The sequence below is a fragment of the Acinetobacter sp. FDAARGOS_494 genome (assembly GCF_003812225.1).
Taxonomy (GTDB): Bacteria; Pseudomonadota; Gammaproteobacteria; order Pseudomonadales; family Moraxellaceae; genus Acinetobacter; species Acinetobacter baumannii.
In genome coordinates, this window is the sequence record NZ_CP033866.1 from 1,917,217 (window position 1) to 1,937,341 (window position 20,125).

Genomic DNA, 20,125 nt, shown 5'->3' on the forward strand with positions numbered 1-20,125 from the left:
TAATGAAAAATTCAGTTAGTAATAGTTATATTGTTCAAGCTAACGGCGTAAAAGTTGTTAAGGCAGATGTAAATTCTATAGTAACCACGAATAAAAGAATTCATGTAGGTGATGACACTCCCGCTTTCGCTTTTTATGTGTGTGGTTTTTGGGACAGTATTGACCAATTTGAACGTTATGGTATGACACCGCATGTAACATTGTATAAAACCGAGTCTGAGGTGAAGGAATACTGCAAAGGCAAAGTGGTGTCTTATCGCGAGTATTACGCAAATTCGGAAAAAGAAGTTGATGATCTAATTGCAACTAATAGAATGTCACATGAAAATCACGCACGTTCATTAGCTGAATTGTTCTGATCGCTACTCCACATCCTTTTGGCCAAAGTTATTAACATTATTTCAGGTAGATTATGGCAAGCACAGCAGCAGAGCGTAAAGCAAAACAACGCCAAGAAATGTTAAAAAAAGGGTTCACGCGTAAGGATCTTTGGTTATCAAAAGAAAGTTTAGAGGTAATAGAAAAATTTAAATCAGAGCATAAATTGAGCTCAAATGATGAAGCAATTAATCTTTTACTAAAAACAATTGTGGTAATAGAAAAATTCAAATCGGAGCATAAATTTAACACTATAGATGAAGTAATTAATCTTTTCTTAAAATCTCTTAATGAGTGCAAATAATTTTTTAATAAATGCATGATTCTAAATAAAAGAACATGCTCTAATTTAATTGTCATATCTAGGACTAAACTATGAAATATTCAAAGTTATGTATTCTTATCTCCACAAGTCTTTTCATTACTGCTTGTTTTGACTCAGGCACCTCCGAATCAGAATTGTCATTTACAGCAATAGAATAGAGTGGCATTATAGATAATCAATAGGTTGTCACTCTAATTTCACACAATTAAATCAGATTATTTATACAAATAGATAAGAGTGGCTTACAAAATTACATTAATAAGCACGAGTGCCTGAATGGTGAATTTTTTATGAAAAAATTGAGTGACGAATACTTACCTGTTAGAAAAGCTCAAACTGTTTATGGGAGTATTTCAGGAAATTATGCTTTTAGAGGTGAAAAAACCATATGGTTTGAATCGACCCTTGAGCGTGATTTCATACTTAAGCAAGAATTTAATAACAATGTGATTGATGTTATCGGTCAACCTGTAGTTATCCCCTACATCACTGAATTGGGTAATCAATCAAACTACACCCCTGACTTTTTGGTGCAGTTTTCAAGCTCGAATTGTGATGATTTTGAGGATTTCCCTGTACCTATGCTTATTGAAATTAAGCCCAAGAAAAAGCTTGCTGAGGACTGGGATAAGTTAAAACCAAAATTTAGAGCAGCTCATCGTTTTGCTGCTGATAAAGGATGGAAGTTCAAAATTATCAGTGAAACAAGATTATATGATCAGTATTGGGAAAATATTAATTTCTTAAAAAAATTTAGACGCTCTCATATAGATGCCGTTGATCAACAATTATTACTCGATACCCTACAAAAGTTAGGTCAATCAACAATTAATCAATTACCTGCTCATCTTTTTAAAGATAAAACCAATGTTCTAAAAGGGATTCACCAAGTTTGGGCACTAGTGGCAAAGCGAATGATTGCTTGTGACTTGTATTGCCCTTTAACGGCTGAAACTGTGATATGGGTTAACCAAAATGATGCGTTTGTGAGGAATATCTAAATGATTGAATCTAATGCTGTCAGTATTGATCGTAGTCGTATCACACTTAAACCCAATGTGGTTGTTGGTTATGAGGGAAACCCTTATAAAATTGTGAATGTTTTAAATGCTAATGACATTGTTATATCAAGTCTTGATTCGGTACGTAGTTTACAGGTCAATTCTAAAAGTTTGACCGTTTTTGAGGGAGAAAATACGCTAACTGAAAACCTAAACAAAGGTGATAAGGATATCAGCAATGAAGCTTGGCAGATTGCTTTACAACGTTATGAGATTATTAAGCCTTTGATTGAGTATTCAACCACTGAACTGGTTGAAAATAGAGCGAATGAATATGATGTAAATCGTTCTACATTGTGGAAGTGGCTTAGAGATTATCGTGAAAATAACTCTCTAATGACGTTGATTCCCAAAAAACGAGGTTGGACAACTGAAAAATCAAGGTTGTCACCTCAAGTGAGCAATATCATTAAACAAGCTATCAATGATGAATATTTGAATGCGAAGAAACCTAGTATTTCCAAAACGATTGAAATTGTAAAAGCAGAGTGTTCACGGCTTCAGCTTGAAGCACCACATGAAAACTCTATTCGTAGAAGAATCGAGGCTTTAAATAATTACCAAGTAACGAAAGCACGTCTTGGATCTAAAGCTGCAATAGATAAATTTAAGGCTGCTGCGGGTTCATTCCCAAATGCTGATTACCCTTTGGCATATGTGCAGATTGATCATACACCTCTAGATATTGAAATCGTGGATGACGAGTTCAGAGAAGCGATTGGAAAACCTCACTTAACCTTGGCAATCGATGTTTTCAGTCGGATGATTGTTGGATATTACCTATCACTAGAAGCACCAAGTACGACTTCAGTGGCGATGTGTATAGCATCTTGTATTTTGTCAAAAAAACGTAAGTTGATCGAACTAAATATTGATGCTGAATGGCAGGTCGAAGGTATTATGGACTCGGTGCATACAGATAATGGACCCGATTTTAGAACCAATCACATCAGTAAAGCTTGCCTAAAATATGGGATTCATTGGGAATATAGACCAATTGGTGGGGCGAGATTTGGCGGTCATATTGAACGTATGCTTGGTATTGTCAATCTTGAAATGCATGTGCTGGATGGTACAACTTTTTCAAATGTGCAGCAGCGAGGAACTTATGATTCCGCTAAACAAGCCTGTATGACATTAAAGGAACTTGAATACTATATCGTTTATTGGATTACTAAAGTTTATCATCAGAAGAAGCATTCAGCTTTAGGAACATCACCTATTGTTAAATGGGAAGAAGGTGTTTGGGGAACGAAGACGACAGCAGGAACAGGTTTGAAAGAACGTGTATCAGATGAAGATACCTTGTTTATTGATTTTCTACCTGAATTTGAAGCGACCATTCAGCGTACAGGGGTGCAGAAAGATAACTTATTCTATTTTGCAGACTGTTTAAGGCAATGGGTTAATTCTATTGATCCAGACGACAATAATCGAAAGCGCAAAAGAAAATTCTTATTTAAGCGTGATCCGAGGGATATTTCACAGATTTGGTTTTATGAGCCATTTTCTAATACCTATTTTAAAGTACCCACTGCAAAGCGAGAGATACCACCGATTAGCTTATTTGAATATAGACAGGTACAGAACTATCTCAAGAATGGGCGTCAGGATGTTCAGAATCAGGATGAGATTTACAAGGCGATTTTACATCTACGTGAGCAGCTTAATCAGGCTCGAAGCTTGACTCGAAAGCAACGTCGCTCAAACCAAAGAAAAAAGGAAAATGAAAAAGCCATTACTCAGCTATCCGAACAGAATCAGTCTAAAAAGGCTGTAGTTTCTGAAAGCCTTCAGACAAGTGATGATTTGTGGAGTACTCCTTTAACTGCATTTGATGATTTAAGGTGATGTGATGGAAAAATATGAATATCTTGCAGAGCATGTACTTGAAATCATGCAATTAAGCGATAGTGAACGGATTGAGACATTATTCACTGATCGGTGGATTGGCTATAAGAAAGCCCACTCTATTGTAAACAAGACATTTTTATCTTTTATATTCAATGGCTTATTTTCCTGCTAATTGGTAATACCATGAAAAATACCATGCTCAGAAAAGGCTTAACAATATTTTGAAAAATTGCCTACTGAGCGCTGCCGCACAGCTCCATAGGCCGCTTTCCTGGCTTTGCTTCCAGATGTATGCTCTTCTGCTCCTGCAGCTAATGGATCACCGCAAACAGGTTACTCGCCTGGGGATTCCCTTTCGACCCGAGCATCCGTATGAGACTCATGCTCGATTATTATTATTCTCTGTACACGACAAATTTCACAGAACCCTTATCCTATCAGGGTTCTGCCTTCTTAAAATTGCCAAAATTTCCTTAAACTCTTCTTTTTTCCCAAAACCAATTAAACGCTGAATCGCCATTTGAACATAGTCTAAACCATAGCGAAATAAACTCATTGAGAGTCGTCCATGCTTCTTTATTTTTATCGCTTTTTTTTGATCATGTTGCCATTCACCCGTTAAGTAACACCAACAGAAGCTTATAGCTAACACCGCAATCAATTTTTTCACTCGTCTAGGGTCTGTCAAGCGCGTATTTTCAAGATTAAACCCGCGTCCTTTGAGACAACTGAATAAGGTTTCAATTTCCCAGCGTAATGCATAATCCTGAATAGCATTGGCATTAAACTGAGGAGAAACGACGAGTAAAAGCTCTCCATTTTCTAACTGTAGTGCACTTATATATAGTTTCACCCGACCAACCAAAATCCGTCGTTTACGACATTCAATTTGACCAACTTTAAGATGGCGAAATAAATCACTAATTTTATGATTCTTTCCTAAATGATTGGTGACAATGAAGTTTTTTTAACACGAATGCAGAAGTTGATGTCTTGTTCAATTAACCATGTAAACCACTGCTCACCGATAAACTCTCTGTCTGCGAACACATTCACAATACGGTCTTTACCAAAAATGGCTATAAAGCGTTGAATCAAAGCAATACGCTCTTTCGTATCTGAATTTCCACGTTTATTAAGCAATGTCCAAAGGATAGGTATCGCTATTCCACGATAAACGATTGCGAGCATCAGGATATTAATATTTCGTTTTCCCCATTTCCAATTGGTTCTATCTAAAGTCAGTTGCACTTGGTCGAATGAAAACATATTGAAAATCAACTGAGAAATTTGACGATAATCAAAATACTGACCTGCAAAGAAGCGCTGCATACGTCGATAAAATGATTGTGGTAAGCACTTGATGGGCAAGGCTTTAGATGCAGAAGAAAGATTACATGTTTGCTTTAAAATAATCACAAGCATGATGAGCGCAAAGCACTTTAAATGTGACTTGTTCCATTTTAGATATTTGTTTAAGATAAGATATAACTCATTGAGATGTGTCATAGTATTCGTCGTTAGAAAACAATTATTATGACATTATTTCAATGAGTTATCTATTTTTATCGTGTACAGAGATTATTATTATAGAAGCCCCCATGAATAAATCGCTCATCATTTTCGGCATCGTCAACATAACCTCGGACAGTTTCTCCGATGGAGGCCGGTATCTGGCGCCAGACGCAGCCATTGCGCAGGCGCGTAAGCTGATGGCCGAGGGGGCAGATGTGATCGACCTCGGTCCGGCATCCAGCAATCCCGACGCCGCGCCTGTTTCGTCCGACACAGAAATCGCGCGTATCGCGCCGGTGCTGGACGCGCTCAAGGCAGATGGCATTCCCGTCTCGCTCGACAGTTATCAACCCGCGACGCAAGCCTATGCCTTGTCGCGTGGTGTGGCCTATCTCAATGATATTCGCGGTTTTCCAGACGCTGCGTTCTATCCGCAATTGGCGAAATCATCTGCCAAACTCGTCGTTATGCATTCGGTGCAAGACGGGCAGGCAGATCGGCGCGAGGCACCCGCTGGCGACATCATGGATCACATTGCGGCGTTCTTTGACGCGCGCATCGCGGCGCTGACGGGTGCCGGTATCAAACGCAACCGCCTTGTCCTTGATCCCGGCATGGGGTTTTTTCTGGGGGCTGCTCCCGAAACCTCGCTCTCGGTGCTGGCGCGGTTCGATGAATTGCGGCTGCGCTTCGATTTGCCGGTGCTTCTGTCTGTTTCGCGCAAATCCTTTCTGCGCGCGCTCACAGGCCGTGGTCCGGGGGATGTCGGGGCCGCGACACTCGCTGCAGAGCTTGCCGCCGCCGCAGGTGGAGCTGACTTCATCCGCACACACGAGCCGCGCCCCTTGCGCGACGGGCTGGCGGTATTGGCGGCGCTGAAAGAAACCGCAAGAATTCGTTAACTGCACATTCGGGATATTTCTCTATATTCGCGGTTCAGCAGGCATGTCCCCTTTGAGGGCGACCCGACGACAGGATAATCGACCTTATGGTGCGCAAATATTTCGGCACAGACGGTATTCGTGGCAAAGCCAACGAAGGCGCGATGACGGCGGAAACCGCCTTGCGCGTCGGCATGGCGGCTGGCCGTGTCTTTCGTCGCGGTGACCACCGCCATCGTGTCGTGATCGGCAAGGATACGCGCCTGTCGGGCTATATGCTTGAACCCGCGCTCACAGCCGGTTTCACCTCGATGGGCATGGACGTATTCCTTTTTGGCCCGCTGCCGACAACGTATAGGAAGAATAAACGCCCTTTTCACCCAAGTCCAACAGCTTTGGACCGCAGTTGACTCTTTCGACACCCCTGCGATGCAACCCAATCCGGCTGACGGGGAGCCAGCAACGCTGAAAATTTACCCTCCTCTTTCCCACTAGCGGCTCCTTTTCCGACAACCAGCACGGCGGATCCCTGCCGCGGCGCTGTGAACGCAGCATTTTGATTGGTATCGTTGGCCTTCAGGCTCGTCAGTCAAACAGACCCAGGAGCAGCTCAGCCGGTGGCGCCCGGCTTTCGGGTAACGCCCTGGTCCCGCTGGTTTCGGCTTTGTGCTTCAGGTGATCAAGGATCTGCTTGATCACTATAGGGTCTTCAATGCAGGCGATGACTTTCATGGCGCCGCCGCAGCCGCTGCAGGTCTCGATGTCGATATTGAAAACACGCTTGAGCCGTTGCGCCCATGTCATCGACGCTCGCCGTTGTGCTGGTGTTGCCGGTTCATCAGCCACCCTGACCTTGTTGCCCCTGCCCCGTTTTGCCGGCGTGACCAACGCCCGGTGCCGACTGTTGGGTGCGAACACCCCGTGGAAGCGGGTTAGGTTGACTCTGGGCTTCGGTACCAGGGCGGCCAGCCTTGCAATGAAATCCAATGGTTCGAAAATGACGTGCGTGGTGCCGTCCCGGTACGGCGTCTTGAGCTGGTAGCGCACGTTGCCGCCTCGTGTTAACGACAGCCGCTTCTCGGATACCGCCGGGCGGCTGATGTACCGGCACAGCCGTTCGAGCTTCTTGCGTTCATCGGCCCTGGCCGCCACGCCGGCGTGCAGGCTGGACCCGGCTACCTTGCCAATCCCGTCACCGAACGGATCACCACTGGTCGGCAGAGTTTGCAAAGTGAACACCTTTCGCCCCGCCTGTGAACCGACAGCGATACGGTAAGTGATCGAGTGCCCCAGCAGGGGTGTCATCGGGTCGTCATCCACCGCATCCGAGGCCAGATAGCTGTTTTCGACATCCCGTTCCAGCAGGCCTTGCCGTTCCAGATAGCGACCCACCCGGTGGGCGATGGTGTGCGTCAGCTGGGTGAGCTCTGGGCTGGTCGGCGCCTTGACCCAGCGGAAACGCGCTGAGCCGTGGGATTGCTCGACATACACACCGTCGAGAAACAGCATGTGGAAGTGAACATTCAGATTGAGCGCCGATCCAAAACGCTGGATCAGGGTGACCGCGCCCGTCTTGGCCACTTGGTGGGTATGGCCCGCTTTCTTGACCAGGTGCGTGGCAATGACGCGGTAAACGATGCCCAGCACCCACCCCATGATCTCGGGCCGGCTGGCAAACAGGAAACGCAGCTGAAACGGGAAGCTCAACACCCACTGACGCATGGGTTGTTCAGGCAGTACTTCATCAACCAGCAAGGCGGCACTTTCGGCCATCCGCCGCGCCCCACAGCTCGGGCAGAAACCGCGACGCTTACAGCTGAAAGCGACCAGGTGCTCGGCGTGGCAAGACTCGCAGCGAACCCGTAGAAAGCCATGCTCCAGCCGCCCGCATTGGAGAAATTCTTCAAATTCCCGTTGCACATAGCCCGGCAATTCCTTTCCCTGCTCTGCCATAAGCGCAGCGAATGCCGGGTAATACTCGTCAACGATCTGATAGAGAAGGGTTTGCTCGGGTCGGTGGCTCTGGTAACGACCAGTATCCCGATCCCGGCTGGCCGTCCTGGCCGCCACATGAGGCATGTTCCGCGTCCTTGCAATACTGTGTTTACATACAGTCTATCGCTTAGCGGAAAGTTCTTTTACCCTCAGCCGAAATGCCTGCCGTTGCTAGACATTGCCAGCCAGTGCCCGTCACTCCCACTCGATTGTAAACAAGCACACAAAACCCTTTAGTGACAACAATTTGCAAGAACTATCAGGCTCAGTGCCATGAAAAATACCATGACCAGATCATGAGGTTGAACACGGCTTGCGCCGGCAGCGTTCACGCTCCTGGTCGGCGATCTCGCCCGGCTGCAATGCTAGCTCAGCATCGGTCATGCGCTCCAGCACGTCGCGTAGGCGGATGGTGCAAGGAATGGGCGGCAGCTCGAACTCATAGCCGCCGGCGATCATTTCGGCCGCAATCTCCTCGGTGATGAAAAACGGCTCGTCGTCTTGGTTCGGCTTCTTCATGCCCTTTCCTCCTGGGGTCGTTTGCGGGAGAGGGCGAAATCCTACGCTAAGGCTTTGGCCAACGATATTCTCCGGTAAGATTGATGTGTTCCCAGGGGATAGGAGAAGTCGCTTGATATCTAGTATGACGTCTGTCGCACCTGCTTGATCGCGGCCGCGATAGCTAGATCGCGTTGCTCCTCTTCTCCATCCGCGTTCCAAGCTGCGGAAAGGCACCCATAAGCGTACGCCTGGTCGAGCAGGCGACGCGGATCGACGTCCAGCGCACGAGAGAATGCGTCCGCCATCTGTGCAATGCGTCTAGGATCGAGACAAAGGTCGTCTCTGTCAGCCGGATCGTAGAACATATTGGCGGCGCCAAAGCCCACTTCACCGACCAGACCGACGGGATCTATCACCAGCCAGCCGCGACTGGAGAACATGATGTTTTCATGATGCAGATCGCCATGTAGCCCACGCAGTTCCGAGGCATTGCTCATCATTTGATCGGCTATAATCGCCGCGTGGACGTAGTCAGTTTGACAACCTGCGTTTTGATCATCGCGCGCCCGCTGAAACAAAGCTGCAAAGCGATCCCGGATCGGGAGAAGGGCAGAAGGCAGGGGTTCCTCAGATGCGGCATACAGCTTCGCCATTAGTTCCGCTGCAATTTCGGTCGCCTGGTAGTCGCCGTGCTCGGCAACGATGTGAGAGAGCATTCGCTCCCCGGCATATTCGAGCAACATCAGATTGTTCTCACGACCGAGCAACCGGACTGCTCCCCTCCCATTGCGCCATACCAGATAGTCGGCCCCGCGCAGTTCATCAGCAATGTCTTCTATAGGTTTCAATCCCTTGACGATTGCAGGAGTCCCGTCTGGCAATGAAACTTTCCAAACGAGGCTGGAAAAGGTGTCCGCAATGAGAACAGGTTGCGAAACGTGCCAATGAGCAGGAAAAACAGGCGGCATGAACATCAACCCCAAGTCAGAGGGTCCAATCGCAGATAGAAGGCAAGGCGTTCGCGGTCGGGGGCTTCGATCCCCAATACATTGAATAGGACAGCGAAGGCGCGCTCTGCTTCATCTGGCGCTGCCCAGTTCTCTTCGGCGTTAGCAATCATGAGTGCCAAATCGGCATAGCGATCTGCTGTTCCGAGCCGCCCAAGGTCGATCAGACCCGTGCATTGAAGAGTTTTAGGGTCCACCATGAAGTTCGGCATGCAGGGATCACCATGGCAAACAACCATATCGGTGCGCTCTTGGTCGAGCCGCACCGGTAGCTCTCGTTCGACACGAGCCAAAAGATCGAGCTGCGGCGTACTCTTGTCCTCGTCCGGTAAGAAGTCGGGATTGACGGCATTGCGGGACACCACATCAACGGCGCGTCCGAACATTCGCGACAGCCTGCGCTCAAACGGACATTGATCAACCGATAGGCTGTGAACAGCGCCAAGTTGCTGCCCCATTGACGGCCACGCTTTGAGCAAATCCGCTCCAGACAGATCAGCCGCCGGTACTCCCGGAATTGCCGTTATCACCAAGCATGCACCCTCCTGTTCCTCCTGCCAGTTGATCACCTCGGGGCAAGCCACACCTCGACCTTTGAGCCAAATGAGGCGGTCACGCTCTCCAGCGAGCTCACCGCGGCGGGAAGCAGGTGCGATTTTCGCGAAGGCATGCCCGTCACCACGTCGAAAAACAAAATCACCAGATTCTCCGCCTCTGACAGGCAACCAGTCAGAATGCGATTCACCAAAAAAAATATTAGTTCGATTCAATGGAGGTTCCTTCAGTTTTCTGATGAAGCGCGGAGGTGGCTCAACCTGCGAAAAGAGGTGGTGTTTCAAAAAGTATGCTGAAACAAAGCAGGTTGAATTTTGATAAAATAGAGAAATGCGAATAACTCTAGAAATCAAATGTCCAACCTGCCTCAGTGACAGTATAAAGAAAAATGGCATCAAAGTAGATGGGAAACAAAACTATCAGTGCAAAGACTGTAAACGTCAGTTTATTGGTGACCATGCTCTGAGCTATCTAGGATGTCATTCAGGCATTACTCGAAAAATATTACAGTTGATGGTCAGAGGTAGTGGTATACGAGATATCGCTGAAGTTGAGCGAATCAGTATCGGTAAAGTTTTACGTACTTTAACCGAATCGACCTACCAAATTCAGCCTAAACAAAGTCATTATGAGTCTCTTGAAGTTGATGAGTTTTGGACTTTTGTGGGAAATAAAAATAATAAACAATGGCTTATTTACGCCTCATAGGTATGATCTTTAGGAGTTGAAGAGGTGCTTCATTCGTGATCTAATTGATTTACCAGAAAAAAAAGATCACCTTTGCAGGAAAAACGAATGAAGCAACAACAAGATACCCGATTTTCGAGCGCTTTTGAACGATTTTTTTCAGCAGCAGAGCTTGATGCGCTTGGCAAGCAATCAGGCTTTATGAAGCGGCGGCGGCAGGTGACGCCACAGAAGTTTTGCATGGCGCTGGTCAGTGCGCTGGGTGCAGGAACAACGAATTCGATTGCCGATGTGCACCGGCAATTTAACCATATGCACTCAACGGACATAAAGCTTAAACCCTTTCATAAACAGTTGGTTAAAATGGCTGCTCCTGAATTTATGCGTGAAGTGTTTGAAAAGGCGCTGGCTCTGCATCTCCCTGATATGTTTGCTATCAGGAATAAATATCAGGACATGTTCAAGCGCATTATTTTACAAGATGGCACCAGTTTCGCTGTACATGACGACTTAATGTTCTATTTTCCAGGACGTTTTAATGAAAATAGTCCGGCAGCGGTTGAGTTACATGTCACTTATGACGTGTTTAAGGGGCAACCTGACGGTGTTAGTCTGACTGAGGACACGGCACCCGAGCGGGACTATTTGCCTTCACCCGCCTCTTTATCAGGCTGCTTATTTATGGCAGATGCAGGTTATTTTTCAAAAGCTTATATACAACAGCTTCAAGAAGCCTGCGCGTATTTTATTATGCGGATGTGTAACCGTGTTAATCCAATGGCGGTTTGTACTAAGACTCAGCAGATGAAGCCGCTGAAAACATGGTTAAAAGAATTACCCAATGCAGGTGTATTGGATTTAGATGTGCAGTGGCCGAATGGCCCGGTTTATCGTTGCGTTGCATTTGCAGCATTAGATCACAAAAAACGTCATGTATTGGTCTGCACTAACCTTGACCGTGAGCAGTTTCCTCCAGCTGTTGTGGGTGATTTTTATCGTGTTCGCTGGCAAATAGAATTATTATTCAAAGAGTGGAAGTCGATGAATAATTTAAATAAATTCGATACAGGTCATGCCACAATCGTTGAGACATTAATTTGGGGTAGCTTGCTGGCAGCAACCTTAAAACGCTGGCTAATCAACGCGGCACAAAAGAAGTATAACCGGGTGTTGTCGCTTTTTACCGGAGCAAAAACTGCCCATATGTGGTGGATACCATTTTGCTTTGATATAGCCATGAGTCGTGGTACGGATTTAGCAAAAGCCATGAATAACGCGCTGGCATTTTTAGCGCAACATTGCCAACGGCAAAATGTTAAACGAGACCAAATAAGTGGCGTATATAAGCTGCTTAATAACACAAATAAATCATTGGGTTAGGTCGTTAAGGTCATACGTATGAAGTGCCTCTAGCGTCGCCTGAATTCGCTCATGCTGAAGATTAAAAAACAATTTATCTTCAGTCACGTCAAAACCTGAGCGCTTACAAAGCAGTAATTCAACCAAGGAGTCTGTGCAGGCATTGATGGTCGTCAGACCGTTTTCCTGATCCCAGCTCAATGGTTTGAATTTCAGTTTCGAAGCCAAATAACGATAAATTACGCCTGAATCAAAAATAACCTGCTCTCCATCCACTAACACAGGCACTTTGCGTGCCGGATTATGTTGTACCAACACTGAACGGCCTTCAGACTCAAAAATATTAAGCGCTACAAACTGATAAGGTTGCCCTGCCAGTACTAAACGTAAACGACGAACAAAAGGGGAAGCCACTGAACCTAATAACTGCATAACCTACTCCAATTTCAAACCATAGCTTTAGTGTACAACCAGAGTCAGCGGCTTAGATAGTGCTGATAGTCTGTTAATTTGGGCTTAGGGCAGAAAGCTTTTTCAATTCAAATTGATACGCAGTCTGAGCAACCTGCGCAATGATAGCTTCATTGGTTCGGCTTGACTCGGCTGAGTCTTTCACAAAAACAGCAACCAGCAAGGGCCGTCCATCAGGCAACAGAATGATACCTAAATCATTAGTGGCCGCAGTTTTTCCGGCTTTGATACCCGAAGTACCAGTTTTATGTGCGACCACAGTACCAGCTGGTAACAAACCTTTTAACCGCTCTGGTCCTGTGGTGGTTTCGACCATCCACTTCCATAACAAAGCCTGCGAGGTTTCAGACAGCTGTGTTTTTTGCTCAAACTTTTTCAGGATCTCTGCAGCACCTTTCATCGAGGTCCAGTTTTGATACTGCACCTGATCATCGGCGTGCATCTGCGCTTCATTTGCGACCACAGCGGTCTCCTTTATACCCATAGACTGGATATAGTCATGCAAAGCAGCTGGTCCACCAACCAGTTCAAATAACAAATCACAGGCCACGTTATCGCTGTGCGAGACCGAGTATTGCAGCAGTTGCTGCACTGGAACACTAAACTCGTCTCCCTGATACGCTTTCATTATCGGAGCCCAGGTATTCTGTAAAACCTTAGCCCTGTTTACGATAACGGTCTGATTTAAATCCAACTTTCCCTGATCAACCTGATGCAGTACCAACATAGCTAAATGCAATTTAAATACACTTTGCATTGGGAATTTTTCAAAAGGATTAATCAGTAAAGGTTCCAGATCGTCAGGCCCCCACACTGCAACGCCTACAGTGGCTTTTTTTCCAATGACTATGGATTCAATTTGCTCTTTTAACAGTGGGGATTGCGCTGAGGTTTCGAATGAACTAAAAGATACCATCAGTAGCGTCGAGGCAGTAACTACAGCTTTTATAATGACATTCATCGGATTGTCCTTTTCATACGTATGATCTTTAGGATTTGAATAGGTGCTTCATTCGTGATCTAATTGATTTTGCGAATAAAATAGAACGCCCAGAGGGCTAAAACGAATGAAGCAAAATCAGATTACCGCATTTTCAACCATTTTTGAAGCCCTGTTTTCAGAGCAACAATTAAATTCACTTGGTGTTCAAACTCACATGATTGAACGCTTTCGCCTGATCACTCCCGCAAAACTTTGCCTGGCATTTGTGTGTGCCCTGGGAAGTGGAAATGCCCGCACAATCGCTGATATACATCGTTACTTTAACCACTTGCATTCGATGTCAGTACGCCTTAAACCATTCCATAATCAGTTAGTTAAGCTCGGAACTCCTGAATTTATGCGTCAAGTGTTTGAGCAGGCGCTGGCACTTCATTTGCCAGCCATGCACACCTTTTCGGACGCCTATCGGGGGCATTTCAAGCAGGTACTGTTGCAGGATGGCACCAGTTTCGCTGTTCATGACGGCCTCAGCCTGCATTTCCCCGGGCGATTCAGTACACACTCTCCTGCGGCAGTGGAGCTTCACGTGACCTATGACCTTGAAAAAGCCCAGCCTGTCCGCGTTTCTCTGAGCGAAGATACTGCATCTGAACGCGACTATCTCCCCGTAGCTCAAAGTCTACGTGGTTGTTTGCTCATGGCCGATGCAGGTTATTTTTCAAAAGCTTACATTGAATCGCTCCAAAACGAAGCGGCCAGCTTTGTGCTTCGGATGCCCGCTTCGGTGAATCCAATGGCGACTTGCAACCAAACAGGACTCTGTCAGCCGCTACGCAGCTGGCTGGCCGTATTGCCTAAGCATGGCGAATTGGATTTGGATGTGCAGTGGCCAGATGGTCCGGTGTACCGTTGTGTTTTGTTTGCTTCCACTGACCATAAAGACAAACCGGTTTGTCTGTGTACAAATTTGGACCGGCACACATTCCCAGCCGCAACAGTGGGCGAATGGTATCGTCTGCGCTGGCAGATAGAACTCTTGTTCAAAGAATGGAAATCGTTGAATAGTTTGAATAAATTTAATACGGAATACTCAACGATAGCCGAAACGTTGATTTGGGGAAGTCTGCTGGCGGCAACGCTCAAGCGTTGGTTAATCAACGGAGCACAGCAAAAATATCGGCGAGTGTTGTCCATGTTCAGCGGGGCCAAAACAGCCAATCAGTGGTGGCTTCCCTTTTGTATAAAATGGGCTTGTTCAGGGATAACTGAAATTGCTGCGGAATTGGGTAAGGTTTTTGCGTTTCTCGCGGAACATTGCCAGAGGGTAAATGTAAAGCGAGATCAAAAATCAGGGGCTTTTAAAGTATTGGAAATCACATATGAATCATGATGTTAGCTCGCTAAAGACATACGTATGATTTACGCCTACCATCGAGAAACAGGTGAGATTGTTGCTTATGTTTGGGGTAAAAGAGACTTAGCTACAGTTCAACGATTGAAGGCAAAGCTTAAACAATTAGGTATTCACTACACCCGAATTGCAAGTGATCATTGGGACAGTTTCATAACTGCTTTTAAAAACTGCAAGCAAAGTATTGGTAAATTTTTTACTGTAGGTATTGAAGGTAATAATTGCAAAATAAGGCATCGAATTAGGCGCGGTTTTAGAAGGAGTTGTAATTTTTCAAAAAAGATTGAAAACCATTTTAAAGCTTTCGACTTAACCTTTTTTTACATCAATAATGGCTTCATTTAATGTCAGCATACTTTTTGAAACACCACCCAAAAATTATGTTTAAACCTATATAAGAAAACACGTTAGGCTTCTTTTATAAGACATTTTTAAAATGATAAATCAACATAAAAGCCCCTCATCCTCGCCTTCTTTCAAAGTGAGAAGTCGATTTCAATAGTAATATGAATCACTCATTATAAACATTCATTCAGTTTAGAAATAATCTAGAGATATTATGATTAACAGCAGAATTATCGATAAAACCAAATAAGTATTGATATTATTAAAGCTCTTAAGATAATTTAACATGCGTCATTTTCCATAAGAATTTAATAAAATACTATATGGCTGACGGATAGATAAAAGACTAGGAAAAGAAAAGCAGACAAAAAAATACCATCGATAATAAAATTGGTTAAAAATGTTGCACGATGAAATTTAAATAAACTTGTAAAGCTAATAAATTAACAATTTTATATTCAAAAAAACTTAAATCACAAGTTAAGCTAATAAACAGCTTTAGCTATTTTAAATAAGTTTATTTTAAAAACCAAAACTTGGATTCATTGGTGATATAAAACTTTAAATCAGTAGCTCCACTAACTTCTTTCACTTATTTATTTAAAACTTAGCGACTTAAAAAGATAACTAAGTATTTTTAGATATTGCTTGGAATCAATTCAATTCATCAAGTTTTAAAAAATAATTCCTTTTGTCAGGCATATCGTTTTTTAAATGCTTTAAAAATATTTTAGCAGTTTCCTCAGATACATCCTCTCTTAGGCAACGTTCAACAAAAGATATATCTACAAATTCATCTGCTAATCCAGCACGACCAAGATCTAAAAAGTAAATTTCACCAGATTTATCTATAAAAATATTACTATCCGTGATATCGCCATGAGAAAAAACCAATCTTTCTTCAACACGAGTCTCATTTAACTCATTCCAAAGACTTATGTAAGTTTTATGGTCTCCCCATAATTCAGCCTCAAAATCATCTTGATCTATCTCGTCAAGGAGTTGGTTATCAATAAAAAATTTTGACTCTTTTAACCGATGATCAATGCTTGAAATAAATGGGCAATCAATAATAGCAACTGCATTTAACTGATTGAGTGTTTCCTTATAGATAGCAAGCAATTCTTGCTCTGTTAAAAAAAGCGCTGAAATTGGTTTTGCATTGATCGCTTTAGTGATCATGAATTCAAACTGCTCATCCTGAAAAGTCATGATGAGTTCAGGCACCTTTAATTTATCAGAGAGCCAACTCAACATTTTCGCTTCACGAGAGACACTGTATGTGGTCTCTGTATATAAAGTGCTAGATCGCTTAAGAAAAAAAGTTTCATTATTTCGATTAAAAGAATAAACATCCGATGGCGACTGACCAATTTTATTTGGCTCTAAAACGCTGTTTCCAATAAATTGTTGAATAATATTGGGCAATTCCATCAAGTTTTCCTTTTATTCAGCATTAAAAACCTCGCAAATGCGAGGCCTAGTAAATAGATGATCTTAATTAGGTTCACTGTAGCAAAAATATGGCTTATTCCCTATAGAGGGTCAATACTTCAAACTTTGGTGGTGTTTCAAAAAGTATGCTGAAACAAAGCAGGTTGAATTTTGATAAAATAGAGAAATGCGAATAACTCTAGAAATCAAATGTCCAACCTGCCTCAGTGACAGTATAAAGAAAAATGGCATCAAAAGCAATGTCTTCTATAGGTTTCAATCCCTTGACGATTGCAGGAGTCCCGTCTGGCAATGAAACTTTCCAAACGAGGCTGGAAAAGGTGTCCGCAATGAGAACAGGTTGCGAAACGTGCCAATGAGCAGGAAAAACAGGCGGCATGAACATCAACCCCAAGTCAGAGGGTCCAATCGCAGATAGAAGGCAAGGCGTTCGCGGTCGGGGGCTTCGATCCCCAATACATTGAATAGGACAGCGAAGGCGCGCTCTGCTTCATCTGGCGCTGCCCAGTTCTCTTCGGCGTTAGCAATCATGAGTGCCAAATCGGCATAGCGATCTGCTGTTCCGAGCCGCCCAAGGTCGATCAGACCCGTGCATTGAAGAGTTTTAGGGTCCACCATGAAGTTCGGCATGCAGGGATCACCATGGCAAACAACCATATCGGTGCGCTCTTGGTCGAGCCGCACCGGTAGCTCTCGTTCGACACGAGCCAAAAGATCGAGCTGCGGCGTACTCTTGTCCTCGTCCGGTAAGAAGTCGGGATTGACGGCATTGCGGGACACCACATCAACGGCGCGTCCGAACATTCGCGACAGCCTGCGCTCAAACGGACATTGATCAACCGATAGGCTGTGAACAGCGCCAAGTTGCTGCCCCATTGACGGCCACGCTTTGAGCAAATCCGCTCCAGACAGATCAGCCGCCGGTACTCCCGGAATTGCCGTTATCACCAAGCATGCACCCTCCTGTTCCTCCTGCCAGTTGATCACCTCGGGGCAAGCCACACCTCGACCTTTGAGCCAAATGAGGCGGTCACGCTCTCCAGCGAGCTCACCGCGGCGGGAAGCAGGTGCGATTTTCGCGAAGGCATGCCCGTCACCACGTCGAAAAACAAAATCACCAGATTCTCCGCCTCTGACAGGCAACCAGTCAGAATGCGATTCACCAAAAAAAATATTAGTTCGATTCAATGGAGGTTCCCTTTGTTGTGCGTTTAAATCAGATAAGTACATAGGATAGCTAAACCTTAAATAATAATGCTAATGATTCTTGAAACGAACACTGATTATGCATTTCCTATCTTCAAGATATTGATATTAATTGATTTATATCGACGGAGATTAAGTTTGAAAAGTATCAAATGAGCTAATTTATATTATTAGCTAAGACCTTGATGCTTATGACAGGAAACAATACTAGAAATATTAACTTCCGATGCACGGTTACTTTAGAAATAATATTTCAATATTTCAACAACTATTGAATTGTAAAAAAAGGTTAGGATTCTTGCAACTCCTTTATGAAGTACCTTTCTTATTTTTAGTACGACAGTTTTTTGTAATTTAATAAAAATCAATTAATTAATGTTGAAAATAAATTTTTAAATCTATTTTTCCACTCATCGGGAGTAGCAGATGAATGTTTAATCGAAATAATTTTTTTGGTAAAACTTTCACAACGTAGCGTCCATTTTTTAATTCCTTTTGCATTCTCAAGCTCTATACATATATTTTTTATTTGCTCACGGGTTAACTTATGTGGTGACACGATAATAAAAGCACAGAATGCTTCATGGCTTTTATTTTTATGTATATCAATTAAATAATATTGATCATGCTGATCTTTCAATTCCAGTTTTAAAAATAACAATTTCCTTCCAAATTCTGCATCAATCCAAGATGGATGCTTTGGTTGAGGAACGAGTTTCTTTATTTGAAGTAAGTTGAATCCGTGTATCTCATTCCCCAATATATCAATTGAATACACACGTTCTAATGGAGAGGTTGTATCTAGTGTTAAATGGTTAAGTGATTGAATAATATATTGAATATCAAAGCGTTCATCTCTGCTAGGCGGATTATCAGTTGTTTCAGACTTTTTAGTTTTAGTATTTTTATTGCCATATGGTTCATCAGATGATGTTTCAACATCCTCTGATTTATCTGAATATGGATGATTGGATGTGCCAACTTCAATTGGGTCATTGGCTGGTTCATTAAAAGAATACTTCAAAATATTTTGTGTATTTCCAGTTTCCACATCAGAACGCTTACGGTATTCACCGCTTGTTCTTGATGGTGGTTTTTGTGTATTGATATGCTCATTTTTATTTTGACTTTTTTCACGAGGACGAGGGTTTTTTTCATCAGTTTTTGAAACAGTATTGGTAAGGTCTTTATTGACATCAATCATGTGATCGTTAATAGGATCAAATTTTTTCACTCTAGTAATAAAAAAACGTGTCTTATTGTCATCTAGCCAAATTCCTTCTGCTTCAAGAAAAAGCTTTGTAGGATGTGGCGGATATACAATGGGGTATCTTATGCCTGTGCCATGCTGAAGATGATGAAACTCAGTAACTTCCATACTTCGTTGAATTTTATCGACTATCGTCTGCACATATGGATTTAAGGCTAGATTAGCCAGAAATATAATTGCTGTTTCGCCAATATCTTCATATGGCTTTCTGATTTTTATTTTATATTCAATATTATCATTCTCAACTTCTGTTGTATAAGATTCTAAAAAGCGGTTAATGATAGATTGGCCTGAAGTGCTTAATAAGAGTCCCCGAATATCCTTCCGATTGACGAATAAGCTATGCAAAATATGGATTGAGGAAGTGATGACTTGAGTTCCATCATTAGAATGCATTAAGCAGTGATTCACTTTCCGATATGAATCATTGGTGTATTTAGTGAATGGATAGCCTTGTAGAACATAATCAACTTTATTGGGAAGAAAATAGTTTTTTAATGGAATGTAGTACTCTGACGTATCCGGAATTTTGTCTGAAAGTTTTATGTTCCTCGGTTTATTATTGCTGAAGTCGAAAGAAAATCGTTTTGTGATGAGTTTTCCTGAAAATCTATAAGTGTAATTGGTCAGAACATTCCCGTCCCAAATACTGCCATGTTGAACAGCATCAAGATCAAGTACGGGAACAAGGAATGTTGAGCACTTATCTAAAAATAACCATTGATCACTTTTTCTAATCTCAATTAATAACACTTCAACAAAAGGATTAGTTGAGTCGTTATCTTCGTTTCGAACGAGTCCACCATATCGATAAACCACTCGACTAATATTATCATTTGGGAAACAATCAATAGTCGTTATTTTATCATTATTAACAGGCATATATTTTTACAAAATGAAAAATTA

18 protein-coding genes and 5 pseudogenes are annotated in these 20,125 nt (G+C 43.4%); 12 read left to right on the top strand and 11 right to left on the bottom strand.

Annotated elements, in window-relative coordinates; all coding sequences use genetic code 11:
• The first annotated feature begins 2 nt into the window (after positions 1-2).
• The 5 genes and pseudogenes from EG365_RS09265 to EG365_RS09285 form a co-directional block, all read left to right on the top strand.
• Positions 3-359, top strand: coding sequence for a hypothetical protein (locus EG365_RS09265; RefSeq protein ID WP_000798673.1), 357 nt, complete (start codon positions 3-5; stop codon positions 357-359).
• 53 nt (positions 360-412) lie between these two features.
• The gene (locus EG365_RS09270) at positions 413-682 is read left to right on the top strand and encodes a hypothetical protein (protein ID WP_000168733.1); all 270 of its coding nucleotides are present in this window, start codon (positions 413-415) and stop codon (positions 680-682) included.
• Positions 683-993: 311 nt separating this feature from the next.
• Positions 994-1,704: a heteromeric transposase endonuclease subunit TnsA gene (locus EG365_RS09275; protein WP_000736393.1), complete on the top strand. Its 711-nt coding sequence runs from the start codon at positions 994-996 to the stop codon at positions 1,702-1,704.
• Positions 1,705-3,615, top strand: a complete 1,911-nt coding sequence (locus EG365_RS09280) for a Mu transposase C-terminal domain-containing protein (RefSeq protein ID WP_000573066.1) — start codon at positions 1,705-1,707, stop codon at positions 3,613-3,615.
• A gap of 4 nt (positions 3,616-3,619) precedes the next feature.
• Positions 3,620-3,745 (top strand): annotated as a pseudogene (locus EG365_RS09285) (transposase); the annotation flags it as partial.
• 291 nt (positions 3,746-4,036) lie between these two features.
• Here the strand turns inward: EG365_RS09285 and EG365_RS09295 are convergent.
• A protein-coding gene (locus EG365_RS09295) for an IS4-like element ISAba1 family transposase (protein WP_085940413.1) occupies positions 4,037-5,127 on the bottom strand; the annotation gives its coding sequence in 2 pieces (ribosomal slippage) (positions 4,037-4,587 and positions 4,587-5,127; 1,092 coding nt in all).
• Between the two features lie 92 nt (positions 5,128-5,219).
• On the opposite strand from EG365_RS09295, the gene sul2 reads away from it, so the two are divergent.
• Both sul2 and EG365_RS09305 read left to right on the top strand, forming a co-directional pair.
• Positions 5,220-6,035, top strand: coding sequence for a sulfonamide-resistant dihydropteroate synthase Sul2 (gene sul2, locus EG365_RS09300; protein ID WP_001043260.1), 816 nt, complete (start codon positions 5,220-5,222; stop codon positions 6,033-6,035).
• Positions 6,036-6,121: 86 nt separating this feature from the next.
• The gene (locus tag EG365_RS09305; RefSeq protein ID WP_000251875.1) at positions 6,122-6,424 is read left to right on the top strand and encodes a phosphoglucosamine mutase; all 303 of its coding nucleotides are present in this window, start codon (positions 6,122-6,124) and stop codon (positions 6,422-6,424) included.
• A 175-nt stretch (positions 6,425-6,599) separates the two neighbouring features.
• Here the strand turns inward: EG365_RS09305 and EG365_RS09315 are convergent, their stop codons facing one another.
• The 4 genes from EG365_RS09315 to aph(3'')-Ib (EG365_RS09330) all read right to left on the bottom strand — a co-directional run bounded on the left by EG365_RS09315 (position 6,600) and on the right by aph(3'')-Ib (EG365_RS09330) (position 10,287).
• Positions 6,600-8,093 (bottom strand): IS91-like element ISVsa3 family transposase, encoded by a 1,494-nt coding sequence (locus EG365_RS09315; RefSeq protein WP_001120888.1) that lies wholly within the window; start codon positions 8,091-8,093, stop codon positions 6,600-6,602.
• 210 nt (positions 8,094-8,303) lie between these two features.
• The gene (locus EG365_RS09320; RefSeq protein WP_000743213.1) at positions 8,304-8,528 is read right to left on the bottom strand and encodes a hypothetical protein; all 225 of its coding nucleotides are present in this window, start codon (positions 8,526-8,528) and stop codon (positions 8,304-8,306) included.
• A 119-nt stretch (positions 8,529-8,647) separates the two neighbouring features.
• Positions 8,648-9,484 carry an aminoglycoside O-phosphotransferase APH(6)-Id gene (locus tag EG365_RS09325; protein ID WP_000480968.1) on the bottom strand — a complete coding sequence of 279 codons (837 nt, stop codon included), beginning with the start codon at positions 9,482-9,484 and terminating at the stop codon, positions 8,648-8,650.
• The gene (aph(3'')-Ib, locus tag EG365_RS09330; RefSeq protein ID WP_001082319.1) at positions 9,484-10,287 is read right to left on the bottom strand and encodes an aminoglycoside O-phosphotransferase APH(3'')-Ib; all 804 of its coding nucleotides are present in this window, start codon (positions 10,285-10,287) and stop codon (positions 9,484-9,486) included. Before aph(3'')-Ib (EG365_RS09330) ends, EG365_RS09325 begins: the two co-directional genes overlap by 1 nt.
• A gap of 115 nt (positions 10,288-10,402) precedes the next feature.
• Between aph(3'')-Ib (EG365_RS09330) and EG365_RS09335 the strand changes: the two are divergent.
• Both EG365_RS09335 and EG365_RS09340 read left to right on the top strand, forming a co-directional pair.
• Positions 10,403-10,774, top strand: a pseudogene (locus tag EG365_RS09335) (IS1-like element ISPa14 family transposase); the annotation flags it as partial.
• Positions 10,775-10,867: 93 nt separating this feature from the next.
• On the top strand, positions 10,868-12,139 hold the full coding sequence (locus EG365_RS09340; protein WP_000813355.1) for an IS4-like element ISPa13 family transposase: 1,272 nt from the start codon (positions 10,868-10,870) through the stop codon (positions 12,137-12,139).
• Here EG365_RS09340 and EG365_RS09345 read toward each other — a convergent pair.
• Both EG365_RS09345 and EG365_RS09350 read right to left on the bottom strand, forming a co-directional pair.
• Positions 12,128-12,550: a glutathione S-transferase family protein gene (locus EG365_RS09345; RefSeq protein WP_001176354.1), complete on the bottom strand. Its 423-nt coding sequence runs from the start codon at positions 12,548-12,550 to the stop codon at positions 12,128-12,130. The genes EG365_RS09340 and EG365_RS09345 overlap by 12 nt on opposite strands.
• Positions 12,551-12,623: 73 nt before the next feature.
• Entirely contained in the window at positions 12,624-13,550 is a 927-nt protein-coding gene (locus EG365_RS09350; protein ID WP_001100753.1) for an inhibitor-resistant extended-spectrum class A beta-lactamase PER-1, read from the bottom strand.
• A gap of 106 nt (positions 13,551-13,656) precedes the next feature.
• On the opposite strand from EG365_RS09350, the gene EG365_RS09355 reads away from it, so the two are divergent.
• The gene (locus tag EG365_RS09355; protein ID WP_000812657.1) at positions 13,657-14,922 is read left to right on the top strand and encodes an IS4-like element ISPa12 family transposase; all 1,266 of its coding nucleotides are present in this window, start codon (positions 13,657-13,659) and stop codon (positions 14,920-14,922) included.
• 24 nt (positions 14,923-14,946) lie between these two features.
• Positions 14,947-15,288: pseudogene (locus EG365_RS09360) on the top strand (IS1-like element ISPa14 family transposase); the annotation flags it as partial.
• A 654-nt stretch (positions 15,289-15,942) separates the two neighbouring features.
• Here EG365_RS09360 and EG365_RS09365 read toward each other — a convergent pair.
• The gene (locus EG365_RS09365; RefSeq protein ID WP_000422632.1) at positions 15,943-16,722 is read right to left on the bottom strand and encodes an APH(3')-VI family aminoglycoside O-phosphotransferase; all 780 of its coding nucleotides are present in this window, start codon (positions 16,720-16,722) and stop codon (positions 15,943-15,945) included.
• Between the two features lie 187 nt (positions 16,723-16,909).
• Between EG365_RS09365 and EG365_RS19600 the strand changes: the two are divergent.
• Positions 16,910-17,011 (top strand): annotated as a pseudogene (locus EG365_RS19600) (IS1 family transposase); the annotation flags it as partial.
• Here the strand turns inward: EG365_RS19600 and EG365_RS09370 are convergent.
• From EG365_RS09370 to EG365_RS09380, 3 genes and pseudogenes are all read right to left on the bottom strand, one after another.
• Positions 16,979-17,128: pseudogene (locus EG365_RS09370) on the bottom strand (aminoglycoside phosphotransferase family protein); the annotation flags it as partial. The pseudogenes EG365_RS19600 and EG365_RS09370 sit on opposite strands and share 33 nt — an antisense overlap.
• Positions 17,128-17,931, bottom strand: a complete 804-nt coding sequence (aph(3'')-Ib, locus tag EG365_RS09375) for an aminoglycoside O-phosphotransferase APH(3'')-Ib (protein ID WP_001082319.1) — start codon at positions 17,929-17,931, stop codon at positions 17,128-17,130. The gene aph(3'')-Ib (EG365_RS09375) and the pseudogene EG365_RS09370, both read right to left, overlap by 1 nt.
• 382 nt (positions 17,932-18,313) lie before the next feature.
• Positions 18,314-20,101, bottom strand: coding sequence for a hypothetical protein (locus tag EG365_RS09380; RefSeq protein ID WP_001144971.1), 1,788 nt, complete (start codon positions 20,099-20,101; stop codon positions 18,314-18,316).
• Positions 20,102-20,125: the final 24 nt, after the last annotated feature.

Excerpts from the sequence above, each read along its gene's own strand:
- EG365_RS09265 (WP_000798673.1), top strand. The coding sequence starts at position 3 with ATGAAAAATTCAGTTAGTAATAGTTATATTGTTCAAGCTAACGGCGTA.
- EG365_RS09270 (WP_000168733.1), top strand. The coding sequence starts at position 413 with ATGGCAAGCACAGCAGCAGAGCGTAAAGCAAAACAACGCCAAGAAATG.
- EG365_RS09275 (WP_000736393.1), top strand. The coding sequence starts at position 994 with ATGAAAAAATTGAGTGACGAATACTTACCTGTTAGAAAAGCTCAAACT.
- EG365_RS09280 (WP_000573066.1), top strand. The coding sequence starts at position 1,705 with ATGATTGAATCTAATGCTGTCAGTATTGATCGTAGTCGTATCACACTT.
- sul2 (WP_001043260.1), top strand. The coding sequence starts at position 5,220 with ATGAATAAATCGCTCATCATTTTCGGCATCGTCAACATAACCTCGGAC.
- EG365_RS09305 (WP_000251875.1), top strand. The coding sequence starts at position 6,122 with ATGGTGCGCAAATATTTCGGCACAGACGGTATTCGTGGCAAAGCCAAC.
- EG365_RS09315 (WP_001120888.1), bottom strand. The coding sequence starts at position 8,093 with ATGCCTCATGTGGCGGCCAGGACGGCCAGCCGGGATCGGGATACTGGT.
- EG365_RS09320 (WP_000743213.1), bottom strand. The coding sequence starts at position 8,528 with ATGAAGAAGCCGAACCAAGACGACGAGCCGTTTTTCATCACCGAGGAG.
- EG365_RS09325 (WP_000480968.1), bottom strand. The coding sequence starts at position 9,484 with ATGTTCATGCCGCCTGTTTTTCCTGCTCATTGGCACGTTTCGCAACCT.
- EG365_RS09340 (WP_000813355.1), top strand. The coding sequence starts at position 10,868 with ATGAAGCAACAACAAGATACCCGATTTTCGAGCGCTTTTGAACGATTT.
- EG365_RS09345 (WP_001176354.1), bottom strand. The coding sequence starts at position 12,550 with ATGCAGTTATTAGGTTCAGTGGCTTCCCCTTTTGTTCGTCGTTTACGT.
- EG365_RS09350 (WP_001100753.1), bottom strand. The coding sequence starts at position 13,550 with ATGAATGTCATTATAAAAGCTGTAGTTACTGCCTCGACGCTACTGATG.
- EG365_RS09355 (WP_000812657.1), top strand. The coding sequence starts at position 13,657 with ATGAAGCAAAATCAGATTACCGCATTTTCAACCATTTTTGAAGCCCTG.
- EG365_RS09365 (WP_000422632.1), bottom strand. The coding sequence starts at position 16,722 with ATGGAATTGCCCAATATTATTCAACAATTTATTGGAAACAGCGTTTTA.
- EG365_RS09380 (WP_001144971.1), bottom strand. The coding sequence starts at position 20,101 with ATGCCTGTTAATAATGATAAAATAACGACTATTGATTGTTTCCCAAAT.